Source organism: Mesorhizobium sp. M0239 (assembly GCF_040321815.1).
In the GTDB taxonomy this organism is placed as follows: domain Bacteria; phylum Pseudomonadota; class Alphaproteobacteria; order Rhizobiales; family Rhizobiaceae; genus Mesorhizobium.
In genome coordinates, this window is sequence record NZ_JAMYSG010000018.1 from 12206 (window position 1) to 26819 (window position 14614).

Annotated in this window: 14 protein-coding genes; 13 read left to right on the forward strand and 1 reads right to left on the reverse strand. The window is 61.5% G+C overall.

The genetic code is table 11. From position 1 onward, the window contains the following. The first annotated feature begins 195 nt into the window (after positions 1-195). The 4 genes from rpsM to rplQ all read left to right on the forward strand — a co-directional run bounded on the left by rpsM (position 196) and on the right by rplQ (position 2764). On the forward strand, positions 196-564 hold the full coding sequence (gene rpsM / locus NKI99_RS19495; RefSeq protein WP_013531437.1) for a 30S ribosomal protein S13: 369 nt from the start codon (positions 196-198) through the stop codon (positions 562-564). Between the two features lie 161 nt (positions 565-725). Further along, positions 726-1115: a 30S ribosomal protein S11 gene (gene rpsK / locus NKI99_RS19500; protein WP_006205444.1), complete on the forward strand. Its 390-nt coding sequence runs from the start codon at positions 726-728 to the stop codon at positions 1113-1115. Between the two features lie 102 nt (positions 1116-1217). After that, on the forward strand, positions 1218-2228 hold the full coding sequence (locus tag NKI99_RS19505) for a DNA-directed RNA polymerase subunit alpha (RefSeq protein WP_023812081.1): 1011 nt from the start codon (positions 1218-1220) through the stop codon (positions 2226-2228). Between the two features lie 104 nt (positions 2229-2332). Then, positions 2333-2764 carry a 50S ribosomal protein L17 gene (gene rplQ, locus NKI99_RS19510; protein WP_027038732.1) on the forward strand — a complete coding sequence of 144 codons (432 nt, stop codon included), beginning with the start codon at positions 2333-2335 and terminating at the stop codon, positions 2762-2764. Between the two features lie 21 nt (positions 2765-2785). Here rplQ and NKI99_RS19515 read toward each other — a convergent pair whose 3' ends face one another. Continuing rightward, positions 2786-3490, reverse strand: a complete 705-nt coding sequence (locus NKI99_RS19515) for a hypothetical protein (RefSeq protein WP_352611719.1) — start codon at positions 3488-3490, stop codon at positions 2786-2788. Between the two features lie 84 nt (positions 3491-3574). Here NKI99_RS19515 and NKI99_RS19520 point away from each other — a divergent pair, with 84 nt between their 5' ends. The 9 genes from NKI99_RS19520 (at position 3575) to NKI99_RS19560 (ending at position 14545) form a co-directional block, all read left to right on the forward strand. Further along, positions 3575-5062 (forward strand): DegQ family serine endoprotease, encoded by a 1488-nt coding sequence (locus NKI99_RS19520; RefSeq protein ID WP_352611720.1) that lies wholly within the window; start codon positions 3575-3577, stop codon positions 5060-5062. A gap of 47 nt (positions 5063-5109) precedes the next feature. Beyond that, positions 5110-6417: a replication-associated recombination protein A gene (locus NKI99_RS19525; protein WP_352611721.1), complete on the forward strand. Its 1308-nt coding sequence runs from the start codon at positions 5110-5112 to the stop codon at positions 6415-6417. A gap of 171 nt (positions 6418-6588) precedes the next feature. After that, entirely contained in the window at positions 6589-7419 is an 831-nt protein-coding gene (locus tag NKI99_RS19530) for an aspartyl/asparaginyl beta-hydroxylase domain-containing protein (RefSeq protein WP_127295791.1), read from the forward strand. A 706-nt stretch (positions 7420-8125) separates the two neighbouring features. After that, positions 8126-9235, forward strand: a complete 1110-nt coding sequence (locus NKI99_RS19535; RefSeq protein ID WP_352611722.1) for a hypothetical protein — start codon at positions 8126-8128, stop codon at positions 9233-9235. A gap of 76 nt (positions 9236-9311) precedes the next feature. Further along, positions 9312-9686, forward strand: coding sequence for a fluoride efflux transporter CrcB (gene crcB / locus NKI99_RS19540; RefSeq protein ID WP_352611723.1), 375 nt, complete (start codon positions 9312-9314; stop codon positions 9684-9686). Between the two features lie 62 nt (positions 9687-9748). Beyond that, entirely contained in the window at positions 9749-10729 is a 981-nt protein-coding gene (locus tag NKI99_RS19545; RefSeq protein ID WP_023812076.1) for an RluA family pseudouridine synthase, read from the forward strand. Between the two features lie 62 nt (positions 10730-10791). Then, positions 10792-11664: a DMT family transporter gene (locus tag NKI99_RS19550; RefSeq protein ID WP_050592714.1), complete on the forward strand. Its 873-nt coding sequence runs from the start codon at positions 10792-10794 to the stop codon at positions 11662-11664. Positions 11665-11675: 11 nt separating this feature from the next. Continuing rightward, entirely contained in the window at positions 11676-12467 is a 792-nt protein-coding gene (locus tag NKI99_RS19555; RefSeq protein WP_352551992.1) for an ATP12 family chaperone protein, read from the forward strand. A gap of 191 nt (positions 12468-12658) precedes the next feature. Next, positions 12659-14545, forward strand: coding sequence for an MFS transporter (locus NKI99_RS19560; RefSeq protein WP_023812073.1), 1887 nt, complete (start codon positions 12659-12661; stop codon positions 14543-14545). Positions 14546-14614: the final 69 nt, after the last annotated feature.

The following is a 14614-nucleotide window of genomic DNA, read 5'->3' on the forward strand; positions in this document are numbered from 1 at the left end:
GAAGCGGTTCGCTGCGGTATGGCGGCCCGTCTTCCTATCAGGCATGAGCTTTGCTTGTCCGCAAGGGCAAGGCAGCCGCATTGAACTGGAAACTTCCGCATGGGCCGGCCTCCACCGGACGCGGGGCAACTTAAGACAGCGCCGTGCCCGCCTCGTTTTTGAGGATTGGCCGGCCCACATGGAGAAGGGAAGAACATGGCTCGTATAGCCGGCGTCAACATTCCGACCAACAAGCGCGTTGTCATTGCGCTTCAGTACATTCACGGCATTGGCAAGCGGTTCGCCCAGGAGATCGTCGACAAGGTCGGCATCCCGGCCGAGCGCCGCGTCAACCAGCTGACCGACGCGGAAGTGCTGCAGATCCGCGAAACCATCGACCGCGATTACCAGGTTGAAGGCGACCTGCGCCGCGAAGTCTCTATGAACATCAAGCGGCTCATGGACCTCGGCTGCTACCGCGGCCTGCGTCACCGCCGCTCGCTGCCGGTCCGCGGCCAGCGCACGCATACCAATGCGCGCACCCGCAAGGGCCCGGCCAAGTCGATCGCCGGCAAGAAGAAGTAATTTGTTAGGGGAATAAGGGAGTAGGGGAGTAAGGCAGTAGGGAATGCCCATCAATCGGGCCGCACTTTTCCCTACTCCCTTACTGCCCTATTCCCCTACTCCCTTACGAAGGTGGAGCCGCTGGCATTACGGCGGTGTAGAGATCAACTGAAAGGACTATCATGGCCAAGGAAGCCGCTCGTGTTCGCCGTCGCGAACGCAAGAATATCTCGTCGGGCGTTGCCCACGTCAATTCGACCTTCAACAACACGATGATCACCATCACCGACGCGCAGGGCAATTCGATTGCCTGGTCGTCGGCCGGTGCCCAGGGCTTCAAGGGTTCGCGCAAGTCGACCCCGTTCGCTGCCCAGATGGCTGCCGAGGATGTTGCCAAGAAGGCCCAGGAACACGGCATGCGCATGCTCGAAGTCGAGGTCTGCGGGCCCGGCTCCGGTCGTGAATCGGCATTGCGCGCCCTGCAGGCCGCCGGCTTCACCATCACGTCGATCCGTGATGTGACGCCGATCCCGCACAATGGCTGCCGCCCGCGCAAGAAGCGTCGCGTCTAAGCATTTATCGAACGCCGCGCGAGCGCCCTTGGGCGCTCCTCCGCGGCATTCCAGGTCGCCCGCCACGATTGGATGGTGGCGGGTCAACGGAAGGAAAGCATCATGATCCAGAAAAATTGGCAGGAACTGATCAAGCCGAACAAGATCGAGTTCTCGTCGAAGAAGAAGACGCTGACCACGCTGGTCGCCGAGCCTCTCGAGCGTGGCTTTGGCCTGACGCTGGGCAACGCGCTGCGCCGCGTGCTTCTGTCTTCGCTGCGCGGTGCGGCTGTTACCGCCGTGCAGATCGACGGCGTTCTGCATGAATTCTCGTCCATCGCCGGTGTGCGCGAGGACGTGACCGACATCGTCTTGAATATCAAGGAAATCGCCATCCGCATGGAAGGCGATGGTCCCAAGCGCATGGTCGTTCGCAAGCAGGGACCGGGTGCTGTTCTTGCCGGTGACATCCAGACGGTTGGCGACGTCGAGATCCTCAACCCCGACCACGTCATCTGCACGCTGGACGAAGGCGCTGAAATCCGCATGGAATTCACCGTCGACACCGGCAAGGGTTACGTGCCGGCCGACCGCAACCGCGCCGAAGACGCGCCGATCGGCTTGATCCCGGTCGACAGCCTTTATTCGCCGGTCAAGAAGGTCTCCTACAAGGTCGAGAACACCCGCGAGGGTCAGGTTCTCGACTATGACAAGCTGACCATGACGATCGACACCGACGGTTCGATCACCGGCGAGGACGCGGTGGCTTTCGCCGCCCGCATCCTGCAGGACCAGCTCGGCCTGTTCGTCAACTTCGACGAGCCGCAGAAGGAAGTCGCCGCCGAGGCCGTCACCGAGCTCGCCTTCAACCCGGCGCTGCTCAAGAAGGTCGACGAACTCGAGCTTTCGGTGCGTTCGGCCAACTGCCTGAAGAACGACAACATCGTCTATATCGGCGACCTGATCCAGAAGACCGAAGCCGAGATGCTCCGCACCCCGAACTTCGGCCGCAAGTCGCTGAACGAGATCAAGGAAGTCCTGGCGGCGATGGGCCTGCACCTCGGCATGGAAGTGCCGGACTGGCCGCCGGAAAATATCGAAGACCTCGCTAAGCGTTACGAAGACCAATATTGAGCATGAATTCCAAGGATCGGCGGCGTGGGCCGCTCGATCCGACGGTCATGCGGAAAACCATCAGAGGCCACGGCCTCTTGAACAACTGAAGAAGGAAAAGAGCCATGCGCCACGGTTTCAAAGGCCGTCGCTTCGCCCGAAGCATTAGCCATCGCAAGTCGATGTTCGCCAACCTCGCCGTGTCGCTGCTCGAGCACGAGCAGATCGTCACGACCTTGCCGAAGGCGAAGGACCTGCGTCCGATCGTCGAGAAGCTGGTGACGCTCGGCAAGCGCGGCGACCTGCACGCCCGCCGCCAGGTCATTGCCCAGATCGGCAATGAAGGCGTCGTCAAGCGTCTGTTCGACACCATCGCGCCGCGTTACGCCAACCGCAATGGCGGCTATCTGCGTATCATGAAGGCGGGCTTCCGTCACGGTGACAACGCCGCCATGGCTGTCATCGAGTTCGTCGATCGTGACGTCTCGGCCAAGGGCGCCGGCGACCGCGCTCGCATCGAAGCCGAAGGTGCCGACGCGGATGCCGCAGCCGCATAAGGCTCGGTTTTCCCAATGAGTTCAAAGGGGCCTGCGGGCCCCTTTTTTGTTTGCCGATGTTTGCTGTCCATCGGCCAGCGCCAGGTACTGGCTTCCGCTCAACAGCTTCCAATTGAATGCACCCGGTACCTCTTCAGTCTTCGGGTAGGGGTATGAATAGATACTGTCGAGGACGGCTTGAGAATCGATTTTCGCCATCGATTGCGATGGGGAGGAGACGTTCAAATAGGTTTCGGCGTCTTGGTTGCCGATGAAGTCGGCAGCCACATGAAAATGTATCTGAATCGGTCCGGCGCAGATGTTCATTCCGATGTCATGGCCGGACGTCGCGTAGAAAACCTTGGCCTGATCTGGAGTCCAAAGGCCGGCACCCAGGAACTCTGATGGCTTTGTCTTTCCGCTGAACCCGTCCAGGGAGACTGCAAAGCGAGTGGTGAGAGCCTCCAAATCGCCTTTGAGGCAACTGGCCTGCTCAATTTGAAACCAGTTCATCTGGCGAGGCGGCGTGATATCAAAGGAAATTTCGAGCTTTCCGAACGTCCAGTAATCTGGATCGACATGCTCAGGCGTGCCGAGCACTTCGACAATCTCGGCCATTGTCATGTCGGGGGAGATCGGCCCCAAGCTGCCGGTCTTCAAAAAGTCACGGAAAGACAGGAGTTGTTTTTTCATCAGGGCCACGAGGTTTTCGGTTTCAAGGTCAGCTGTAGCTGTTTTGCTGCCCAAAATAATCGGATTTCAGCGGCTTAGCCTTTCATTTTGCACAATCGTCGGGACAATGCCCCCGAACTTGCCTTGGAGGATTCGCGAATGCGCGCCAGAAGACTGCCCTTTGTTCTGCTTTTCGCCGTCATGGCGTTTGCGGCCGCACCGGTGGTCAGGCAGGCATTGGCCGAGGAGACCAAGACCGATCCCGGCCTGTCCGATGTGCTGACCGACCTGCTGCATGGCGTCGAAGGCGAAAACGCCACGGCTGGTCCCGACAAGCGTGTGCCGTTCGGCCGCGAGGAGGTGCAATTGTCCTTTGCGCCGCTGGTCAAGCAGACAGCCCCGGCGGTGGTCAACGTCTATGCCTCGCAGACCGCCAAGGTGACGTCGCCTTTCGACGGCGATCCGTTCTTCGAGGAATTCTTCGGCCGCTCGCAGCCGCGTGCGCAGTCTTCGCTCGGCTCCGGCGTGCTGGTCGATCCGACCGGCGTCGTGGTCACCAATTACCACGTCATCAAGGATGCCGACCGGGTCAAGGTGGCGACGGCGGACGGACGCGAGTTCGACAGCAAGGTGCTGCTCAAGGACGAGACACTCGACCTCGCCGTGCTCAAGATCACCTCGGACAAGCCGTTTCCGGTTATCGCCATCGGCGATTCCGACGCGCTTGAGGTCGGCGACCTGCTGCTGGCCATCGGCAACCCCTTCGGCGTCGGCCAAACCACCACCAGCGGCATCGTCTCGGCATTGGCCCGCAGCCATATCGGCGTCTCCGATTCCAGCTTCTTCATCCAGACCGACGCCGCCATCAATCCGGGCAATTCCGGCGGTGCGCTGATCAACATGGGCGGCCAGCTGGTCGGCATCAACACCGCCATCTACAGCCGCAGCGGTGGTTCGATCGGCATTGGCTTTGCCATTCCCTCGAATATGGTTCGCGCTTTTGCCGACGCGGCCAAGGCCGGGCTCGACTTCTTCGAGCGGCCCTATGTCGGCGCCGAGTTCGAATCGGTGACGCCGCAGATCGCCGAATCGCTTGGCATGGAGAAGCCGACCGGTGCGCTGGTCTCGTCGGTCGAAGCGACCGGTCCGGCCGCCAAGGCAGGGCTCAAGCCCGGCGACGTGGTGCTGCAGCTCAACGGCAAGCCGGTCGAGAGCATCGAAGCGCTGGACTACCGGATGGCGACGCTGTCGATCGGCACCACCGCCAATTTCGCGGTTTTGACCAAGGGCCAGCAAGCGGCGATGGATATAGCGCTGGAGCGTGCTCCGGAAGGCATGAAGGCTGCCGAGGTGACGCTGCATGGCCGCAGCCCGTTTTCGGGCGCCAAGGTCGCGGAGCTGTCGCCCCGGCTCGCGCAGCGGCTTGGCCTGCGCACGGACATCAAGGGCGTCACCGTGGTCGACATCAACCGCGATTCTCCGGCCGCCGATTTCGGCTTCCAGCCGGGCGACATCGTGCGTGAGGTGAACGGCACCACCATCGATACCGCGGCGACCCTGGAGCTGGCGGCCAAGACGGATACGCGCTGGTGGCGCTTTACCGTCGAGCGTGGCGGGCAGATAATGCGTCAGGTGTTGCGTTATTAGGGCTGGTTCCGTGCATTCGGGCTCATGCTCCAACGAAAAAGAAGTGCATGGCCGATCTGTTCAGCGTCGATGAACCGGAAAAGACCTCGCCTGGGCGGCCGCTGGCCGACAGGCTGCGGCCGAGAAACCTTGGCGAGGTCGTCGGCCAGGAGCATCTGACCGGCCCTGACGGCGCGCTGACCCGGTTGATCGGTTCCGGCTCGCTCGGCTCGATGATCTTCTGGGGGCCGCCCGGCACCGGCAAGACCACCGTGGCGCGCCTGCTTGCCGGCGAAACCAGCCTGGCCTTCGAGCAGATATCGGCTGTCTTTTCCGGCGTCGCCGACCTGAAAAAGGTGTTCGAAGCGGCCAAATTGCGCCGCACCAATGGCCGCCAGACCTTGCTGTTCGTCGACGAGATCCATCGCTTCAACCGTGCCCAGCAAGACAGCTTTCTCCCGGTCATGGAGGACGGGACAGTCGTGCTGGTTGGCGCCACGACCGAAAACCCGTCCTTCGAACTGAATGCCGCTTTGTTGTCACGCGCGCGCGTTCTGGTCTTCCATTCGCTTGGCGAGGAGAGCATCTCCAAGCTGATGACGCGGGCGGAGGAGACCGAGGGCAGGGCGCTGCCGCTCGACGACGAGGCGCGGGCCATGCTCATCCGCATGAGCGATGGCGACGGCCGGGCCTCGCTGACGCTCGCGGAGGAAGTCTGGCGGGCAGCCAAACCCGGCGAGGTCTTCGATCCCGAGGGACTGCAGCGCATCGTCCAGCGCCGCGCGCCGATCTACGACAAGGGCCAGGACGGCCATTACAATCTGATCTCGGCGCTGCACAAGTCGGTGCGCGGTTCAGACCCTGACGCGGCTCTCTACTATCTCGCACGCATGTTCGATGCCGGCGAGGATCCGCTCTATCTAGGCCGCCGGCTGGTCCGCATGGCCATGGAAGACATCGGCCTTGCCGACCCGCAGGCGCTTGTCGTCGCCAATGCCGCCAAGGATGCCTACGACTATCTCGGCTCGCCCGAAGGCGAACTCGCCTTTGCCGAGGCCACCGTCTATCTCGCCACCGCGCCCAAATCCAACGCCGTCTATAACGCTTTCAAGGCTGCCACGCGGGCCGCCAAGGAACATGGTTCGCTGCTGCCGCCCAAGCACATCCTCAACGCGCCGACAAAGCTGATGAAAGCGGAGGATTACGGCGCCGGCTATCGTTACGACCATGACGAGCCGGACGCCTTTTCGGGGCAGGATTATTTTCCGGAGAAGATGGGCCGCCAGACCTTCTATGATCCGCCCGAGCGCGGCTTCGAGCGCGATATCAGGAAGCGGCTCGACTATTGGGCGAAGCTGCGCAAGGAGCGGGAATAGCGGGTTTGCGTGAGGCCGTTGACCAGATCCGCCAGGCAGCCAGCCGGCCACGATAGCAGGGCCGTTGTGTGGTAACCCAAAAAACCTTATCAAGGCGCACGGCCGGGCGGTGGCCGTTGCCTTGATTTGGGCACCTCATTCGCAACAGGATCGCGCTTCGCGCGTGGAAAAATGACAAAAACCCTTCGCAAATCCCTTCGCAAGTTCGCCATTGCCATCCCGCTTCTCGCCCTTGGCTTCTATTTCATTCCCATCCTGACGACGATCTTCATCATCTGCGGCCTGATCGACGTGCTGCGCAACGACCGCAAGGATCTGTCGCTGTTCTCAGGCTATTTTCTCGGCAACGGCCTGTTCACCTGGCTGCTTTCGCCGTTCAATCTGCTGGTCGACCTCTTGTGCTACAGAAATCCGGGCGTCTGGAAGCTGGAGCAGTTTCCCGCCGACTACCAGCGCGAGGTCAACGAGGTCCTGGACATCTTCAAAGCGCGCAAGGATGAGATCATTGCCGACATCGACGCCAATTTCGGCGCCGGCCGGCGCGGCATGTATGTCTACCAGTGGTACGGCAAGCACAGGATCGATAATGTCGCCGAGTTCAACAAGGATTTCAAATACATCAAGACCATAGCCGTTTCCGTCTTCAGCAAGCGCGAATCGACGTCCTGGCATTTCGGCCCGCTGCGGCTCAGCCTGCGCATCCTCTACAATCTGATCCCGGTGAAGTCGGAGATTTTCGTCGAGTGCGGCAACGTCAAGAATTACTGGTACGACAATCCGCTGTTCATCTTCGACGACACGCTGCTGCATCGCTCGGTCAACGAGTATGACGGCCGCCGCTACTGCGTGTTCATGGACATTATCAGGCCGTCTCCGGTTCCCCGTCTCATCGCGGGCATGCTCGCCATCGTCTCGGTCAGCGTCGAGCGCATCAATTCCATGTTCTACAAGAACTGGAAGATGATCGGCTCGACCAAGCCGAAAAATGCCGGGACGACCTGAGCTTTAGAGAACCGGCGCTGCCGGCGGCATTTGGGTGCTCCGCATGTGAGATTTGGCCCATCCTTGTGGCCGCTCATGCGCCGGAACGGCTCCTGGCTGCATGAACGGCGGCCCGGGCTGACTTTGACAGTTCTGCCTCTCCCCTCCTGGCGGCTTCAAGTGACGAAGAACAGATCTCTCGGATTTTGGGCAACGACCTATGTGTGCACCGCTCTGCTGGGAGTTGCTCTTGCTCTCACCTATGTAGGGCTTGAACAGCCTGTCTATTACTGGGACTTCGCTGCCTATTTCGACACGTTCAGCCGGCAAGGCACGCTCTTGGTTCAGAGCCCTCTCGAATGGCTCAGCCACCTGAGAACCTCGATAGCCACGGATGACTACAGTGCGGCGATCCTGGTGCCGCTGATGCCGTTTCACATCATTTTTGGCGATTCGAGGTTTTCCTACATCGCCGGAACAGTCGCTGTTTATCTGGTCCCGACCGCTCTTCTCATCGGCAGAATAAGCTATCTGGAGGCGGCGACCGGGACGTCTTCATACCGAAGCTGGCTCACCGTATGGATTGCGGCCTTTCTCTACACGCCCTTCTGGGCGGCGACGCTTCGCGGGTTGCCTGACATTGCCGGCTGTTTCGCGCTTTGCGCGGCAACCTATTTTCTCTGGAAATCGAGGTTCCTGACCCATGAACCGGTGATCAGCGGAATACGTGTCGGCGTATGCCTGTGGTTGGCATTCGTGCTGCGCCGCTGGTACGCCTATCCCGTCATCGGGGTCGGAATTTTCCGCAGCCTTCTTCTGTTTTCTGCAGGCGAAAGACCGGGACTTTCCGGCACTCCGCAATGCCGCCGTCGGGGGCCTGTGTGCGATCCTCGTGGTTATCGGAGCCGCGCTGACCTTCCAGCAACCCCTGATCCTCAAGATACTGGGAACCAGCTATGGCGACCTTTACAGCGGATACAAGACAAACTTCGGTTCACAGCTTGGCCAGGTAGGATCGCGGCTCAGCTATGTGAACTGGCTGTTGATCGTATTTGGCCTTTACATCTCCATCATACGCCGAAACAGATTTTCCCTGTTCTGTGCCGTTGCTTCGGCACTCACCTTCGTCCTCTTCACCCGCATGCAGGACCCGGATCGCCATCATTCGGTGCCAGTATTTCTTTGGCTCTTTCCTGCCTACGCCCAGGCAATCGTTGCGATCGGTTCGATGCCGGCACTGAGATCGCTATGGTCGAACGCCGCGATAGCCGTTGCCGCCGGGCTGGCGTTTTTCGGTACTTTTTTCCCGACTGGCCGCCAGGTGCTGTCACCGATCAGCTACGTCTTTGCCAGCGAAGCCACGCTCCCGCTGCACCTCGACAATCTTCCAGAATACAGGCGCCTTATCGATGACCTTCTTGGAAAGATGGGACCTGAGGACCGGTTGTCGGTATTTGCATCCAGCGGGATGATGAGCGATTCATTGCTGTATGAAATGGACAAGGACCTTTACCCTCGCATCGAGTGGGCTTGTCAGGTCGATAGTCGCGATCGATTCAGACCGGCGGCGTTGAAGTCCAAATACGTTGTCGTGACCGATCCGCCCGTTACCCATCTGCAGCCGGGTGCGCAGCTCTGTGTCTCGATACCGGACCAATACATTGTCGAGGGCAAAGGCATCGGCGCAGCATACAGGCGCATCGCGGCGTACCAGCTGTCCGGCGACGTCAAGGGCTACCTCTACGAACAGGTGCGCCCTGTCGGCAAAACGGAGATCGATGACCTCTACAACGAGTTCAGGAAAAAATATCCGGGATGGGCAACGCCTGAGTGGTGACGAACTCGGCCAATCCGTGCGGTTGCGCCCGCAACGAGGGATTGACCGGGCAGCCGTGCGGGGGCAGTAAACGGTCATGTTCAATCTGTTTCTCGTCGTCGTCGGTGGCGGCATCGGTGCCGGAATTCGTCACCTTACCAACATCGGCGCGCTGCGCCTTGTCGGCCCCAGCTATCCCTGGGGCACGATGGCCATCAACGTCATCGGCTCCTTCGCCATGGGGCTGTTCATCGCCTCCATGATGCGCCGTGGCGGATCGAACGAGGTCAGGCTGTTCGTTGCTACCGGCATTCTTGGCGGCTTCACCACCTTCTCCGCCTTTTCGCTCGATTTCGCGACGCTGTGGGAGCGGGGAGCCACGCTGCCTGCGCTGGCTTATGCCCTTGCCAGCGTCATTGGCGCCATTATCGCCCTGTTTCTGGGACTTTGGCTCGCAAGAAGCCTGCCTTAGTGCTATTGCCGCGCCAAGAACAGGCCGGGCTTCGCTCGGGAAACGGATAAGCGACAAAAAATATGGCAGGCGTTGAACAGATCACGGTGGAGGCCGGCGAGGCGGGCATGCGGCTCGACCGCTGGTTCAAGACCCATTTCCCGGGCCTTGGTTTCGGCCATTTGCAGAAGCTTCTGCGCTCCGGCCAGATCCGTGTCGACGGCGGTCGGGTCAAGGCGGACACCCGTGTCGAGCCCGGCCAGATGGTTCGCGTCCCACCGCTCGAGGTCGACAAGAAGGGCGAGAGTGCGCTGACCGGCCACTCGATCCGCAACCAGGGCGATGCCGATGTTCTCGCCAAGATGCTGATCCACGAGGATCCCAAGGTTTTCGTCTTCAACAAGCCGGCGGGCCTTGCGGTGCAGGGTGGCTCGGGCGTCACCCGCAATGTCGACGACATGCTGGAGGCCTGGCGCAACCAGAAGGGCGAGAAGCCCAGGCTGGTTCACAGGCTCGACCGCGACACCTCGGGCGTGCTGGTCGTCGCCCGCAGCCGGCTGGCCGCCATGAAGCTCTCGGAAGCGTTTCGCGCCCGCGAGACCAAGAAGACCTATTGGGCGCTGGTCAAGGGCGTGCCGCCCAAGCGCGAGGACAAGATCTCGACCTGGCTGATCAAGGAGCCGACGCCGGACGGTGACCGCGTGCGTGTCGCCGCGCACGGCGAAAAGGGCGCCGATCACGCCGTGTCCTACTACCGGATCATCGAGCAGGCGGCGCAGACGATGACCTGGCTGGAGATGGAGCCTTATACCGGCCGCACCCACCAGCTTCGCGTTCATGCCGCCCACATCGGCTGTCCGATCCTGGGCGATCCGAAATATTTCGAGGCCGACACCAACTGGGACTTTCCCGGCGGCATTCAAAACCGCCTGCATCTGCATGCGCGCCGCATCATCATTCCGCATCCCGACAAGGGCGTCATCGATGTCACCGCGCCAATGCCGCCGCACATGCGACAGAGCTGGAACCTGATCGGCTTCGACGACGCCAGCGCGGAGGACTGATCGTGAGCGGCGCCACCGACGGGCTCGCCGCCGATACGCTTGATCGCCGCGACACGGTCGACATGGCCGCCGCCGCCATCATGGTCGGGCTGACCTTTTCCTGGGGGCTGAATTACGTCGCCGCCAAGATCTCCTACGCTGGCTATGATCCGGTTTTCCTATCGATCGCGCGCTCGATCATCGGCGGCCTGTGTGTCTTTGCCTGGTGCCGGTGGCGCGGCATCGCGCTTTTCACGCGCGACGGGACCTTGCTCGCCGGCATCGCGGTTGGCGCGCTTTTCGGCATCGAGTTCCTTTGCCTTTATGTCGGCCTGGAGCATACGACCGTTGCCCGCAACACGCTGTTGGTCAACACGATGCCGTTCTGGATGCTGCTCGGCGGCCATTTCCTGCTCGGCGAGCAGATCACGTTGAGAAAATTCCTCGGCCTGCTGCTGGCCTTTGCCGGCCTTGCCGCGGTGTTTTCCGACAAGCTCGGCGGCGGCGGAGACATGCTGTTCGGCGATCTTCTGAGCCTCGGCTCCGGATTCTTCTGGGCTTTGACCAATATCCTCATCAAGCGCTCGAAGCTGGTCGAGGCGAGCGCCGAGAAGCTTCTGCTTTACCAGCTCGCCGGGGCAGCGATCGTCGGCGTCTTGGTGCTGCCTCTCGCCGGCCCGCCCGTTCGCGATCCGACCGTGCTGCCGACTTTGGCGCTGCTTTTCCAGGCTGTCTACATCGTCGCCTTCACCTATGTGCTGTGGTTCTGGCTGCTGCGGCGCTATCCGGCATCGGGCCTGTCCAGTTTCACCTTCCTGTCGCCGGTTTTCGGCGTGCTGTGCGGCGCCATGTTCTTGAATGAGCCGCTGACCATGCGCATTTTCCTGGCACTTGGCCTGATTGCCGCCGGCCTGATTATCGTCAACCGGCCGGCGCGCAAGCTGACGCCGGTGTAAGAGAGACCTTCATGCGTGATATCCTCAACGACCTCGAAGCGGGCAAATATCTTTCCCATCCCGATCCGGTGCGTCGCGCCCAGATCCAGATGAAGACGCATCTGCCGAAGCGCTTCTACAAGGCCGCCTCTGTCGCACCTGTCGACAATGGCTTTGCCGTGCATCTCGACGGCAAGCCGGTGCGCACCCCGGGCAAGGCGCTGCTGGCGCTGCCTACCGAGGCAGCAGCAGTGCTTGCCGCCGACGAATTCGCCGCCCAAAGCGAGACCATCAATCCGGTGACCATGCCGGTGATGCGTCTCGTCAACACCGCCATCGACGGTGTTGCCAGCGACCCGCAGGCGGTGCTGGAGGATATCCTGCGCTTCGCCTCATCCGATCTGCTCTGCTACCGCGCCGACGTACCGCAGGGGCTGGTGGAGCGGCAGAACCAGCATTGGGATCCGGTGATCGACTGGGCGAGGGGAACACTCGGGGTCCGCTTCAATCTCGCCGAGGGCATCATTCATGTCGAGCAGCCGCGCGAGACCATCGCCGTGCTGGGCAGCCATCTTGCTCAGCGAACAGAGCCGCTGCGGCTCGCCGCCATCCATGTGATGACCTCGCTGACCGGTTCGGCTCTGCTGGCGCTGGCTGTCGATTTCGGCGAACTCGATGCCGATTCTGCCTGGGCCGCTGCCCATGTCGACGAGGACTGGCAGATCGAGCATTGGGGGCAGGACGCGGAGGCCGTTGCCCGCCGCGCGGCTCGCAAGCGCGACATGATGGCTGCTGTCGGCCTGCTGGAAGCGCTCAAGCGCTAAGGAGTTTTCCCAGCTCGCCCGGATTCATCCCGCAGTGCACCTAATACCAAAGTCATAATCCCAAAGACGCGCTGCCTTTGGCAGGCGCTTTCTGTCATTTTTCCGAATGGCTGTCGTTGAGTCCGTGCTCGGAGGAGAACGCGGACGGTGTCGCGCAGCATCGAGAACGGGTCTCACGGGAGGATAACGCAATGGCAATCGCATCGACCGCCGGCGGAGCAAGCCGCGGCATGACGCGGGAGGAGAAGAAAGTCATCTTCGCTTCCTCGCTCGGCACCGTTTTCGAATGGTATGATTTCTATCTCTACGGCGCATTGGCCGGAGCGATCGGCGCGGCATTCTTCGCCTCCTATCCAGAGGCGACTCGCAACATCTTCACGCTGCTGGTTTTCGCCGCCGGCTTCCTGGTGCGCCCGTTCGGCGCGCTGGTGTTCGGTCGCATTGGCGATCTCGTCGGCCGCAAATACACATTTCTTGTCACCATCCTGATCATGGGCCTGTCGACCTTCCTGGTCGGCCTGCTTCCCGGCTCGGCGAACTGGGGCATTGCGGCGCCCATCATCCTGGTCGGGCTGCGCATGCTGCAGGGCCTGGCGCTCGGCGGTGAGTATGGTGGTGCGGCGACCTATGTCGCCGAGCATGCTCCCGACGATCGCCGCGGCTTCTATACGTCGTGGATTCAGACGACGGCGACGCTCGGCCTGTTCCTGTCGCTGATCGTCATCCTGGTCGTGCAGAATTCGCTGAGCAAGGAGGATTTCGCGGCTTGGGGCTGGCGTATTCCGTTCCTGCTCTCGGCCATACTGCTCGGCATATCGGTCTGGATCCGCCTGTCGCTTGCCGAATCGCCGACTTTCCAGCGCATGAAGGACGAGGGCAAGGGCTCCAAGGCGCCGCTGACGGAAGCCTTCGGCCAGTGGAAGAATGCCAAGATCGCGTTGCTCGCGTTGTTCGGCCTCACCGCCGGCCAGGCTGTGGTCTGGTACAACGGCCAGTTCTACGCGCTGTTCTTCCTGGCGAATGTGCTCAAGGTCGACCCACAGTCGGTCAACATCATGATCGCGATTGCGCTGGCGCTCGGCGCGGTCTTCTTCGTCGTGTTCGGCTGGCTATCCGACAAGATCGGCCGCAAGCCGATCATCATGGCCGGTCTCGCGCTGGCGATCGTCACCACTTTCCCGCTGTTCAAGGCGCTGACATGGGCCGCCAACCCGGCGCTCGCCACCGCCCAGCAGAACACGCGTGCGACGGTGACCGCTGCTCCGGGGGACTGCAAGTTCCAGTTCAATCCAACCGGAACACGCAAGCCTCTCACCTCGTGCGATATTGCGACGGACTTCCTGGCCAAAAGCTCGGTGCCCTATGATATCGTCACGACAGCGGCAGCGGGAACAGCGGCCAGCGTCAAGATCGGCGCCGAGACCGTGACGTCTTACGACGCCGTGGCGGCCGCTGATAAGGCTGCTCCAAGCGATGCGGCTTTCAAGAAGGCGATCAACCTGGCGCTTCAGGACGGCGGTTACCCACTGAAGCGTGCTGCCGCCAAGGTTGCTGACCAAAAGCTCGACGCCTTTGTCGCGGCCAATCCCGAACTGAAGCTCGACGCGGCAGCCATTCGCGCCGGTGAAAAGGCCACTGTCCCGCTCGCCCAGGCGGTCAAGGACAAGCTGCTGACGGCCGATGAGGCTGCCGGCGCCACGGACGTGACCGTCTACAGTGTTCCGGCGGCCGGTGCGTTCGCGATGTTTGCCGACCCGGCGGCGGTCAACTGGGCAAAGGTCATCGGCATCCTGTTCATCCTGGTCCTCTACGTGACCATGGTCTACGGGCCGATCGCGGCGATCCTGGTCGAGATGTTCCCGACCCGCATCCGCTATACCGGCATGTCGCTGCCCTATCACATCGGCAATGGCTGGTTCGGCGGCCTGCTGCCGGCGATCGTGTTCGCGCTCAGCGCCTCCAAGGGCGATATCTACTACGGCCTCTGGTATCCGGTGGTGATCGCGGCGATGTCGCTGATCATCGGCATGATCTTCGTCAGGGATACGCTGGGAACCAACCTGCACGACAAGCAGTAGCTGACAGCTCCAGCATACAAAGATAAAGCCCGGCGCGAGCGATCGCGCCGGGCTTTTGCTTTCATGCTA

Bases quoted from the DNA above. Each gene is read 5' to 3' on its own strand.
- rpsM (WP_013531437.1), top strand. From the start codon at position 196: ATGGCTCGTATAGCCGGCGTCAACATTCCGACCAACAAGCGCGTTGTC.
- rpsK (WP_006205444.1), top strand. From the start codon at position 726: ATGGCCAAGGAAGCCGCTCGTGTTCGCCGTCGCGAACGCAAGAATATC.
- NKI99_RS19505 (WP_023812081.1), top strand. From the start codon at position 1,218: ATGATCCAGAAAAATTGGCAGGAACTGATCAAGCCGAACAAGATCGAG.
- rplQ (WP_027038732.1), top strand. From the start codon at position 2,333: ATGCGCCACGGTTTCAAAGGCCGTCGCTTCGCCCGAAGCATTAGCCAT.
- NKI99_RS19520 (WP_352611720.1), top strand. From the start codon at position 3,575: ATGCGCGCCAGAAGACTGCCCTTTGTTCTGCTTTTCGCCGTCATGGCG.
- NKI99_RS19525 (WP_352611721.1), top strand. From the start codon at position 5,110: ATGGCCGATCTGTTCAGCGTCGATGAACCGGAAAAGACCTCGCCTGGG.
- NKI99_RS19530 (WP_127295791.1), top strand. From the start codon at position 6,589: ATGACAAAAACCCTTCGCAAATCCCTTCGCAAGTTCGCCATTGCCATC.
- crcB (WP_352611723.1), top strand. From the start codon at position 9,312: ATGTTCAATCTGTTTCTCGTCGTCGTCGGTGGCGGCATCGGTGCCGGA.
- NKI99_RS19545 (WP_023812076.1), top strand. From the start codon at position 9,749: ATGGCAGGCGTTGAACAGATCACGGTGGAGGCCGGCGAGGCGGGCATG.
- NKI99_RS19550 (WP_050592714.1), top strand. From the start codon at position 10,792: ATGGCCGCCGCCGCCATCATGGTCGGGCTGACCTTTTCCTGGGGGCTG.
- NKI99_RS19555 (WP_352551992.1), top strand. From the start codon at position 11,676: ATGCGTGATATCCTCAACGACCTCGAAGCGGGCAAATATCTTTCCCAT.
- NKI99_RS19560 (WP_023812073.1), top strand. From the start codon at position 12,659: ATGGCAATCGCATCGACCGCCGGCGGAGCAAGCCGCGGCATGACGCGG.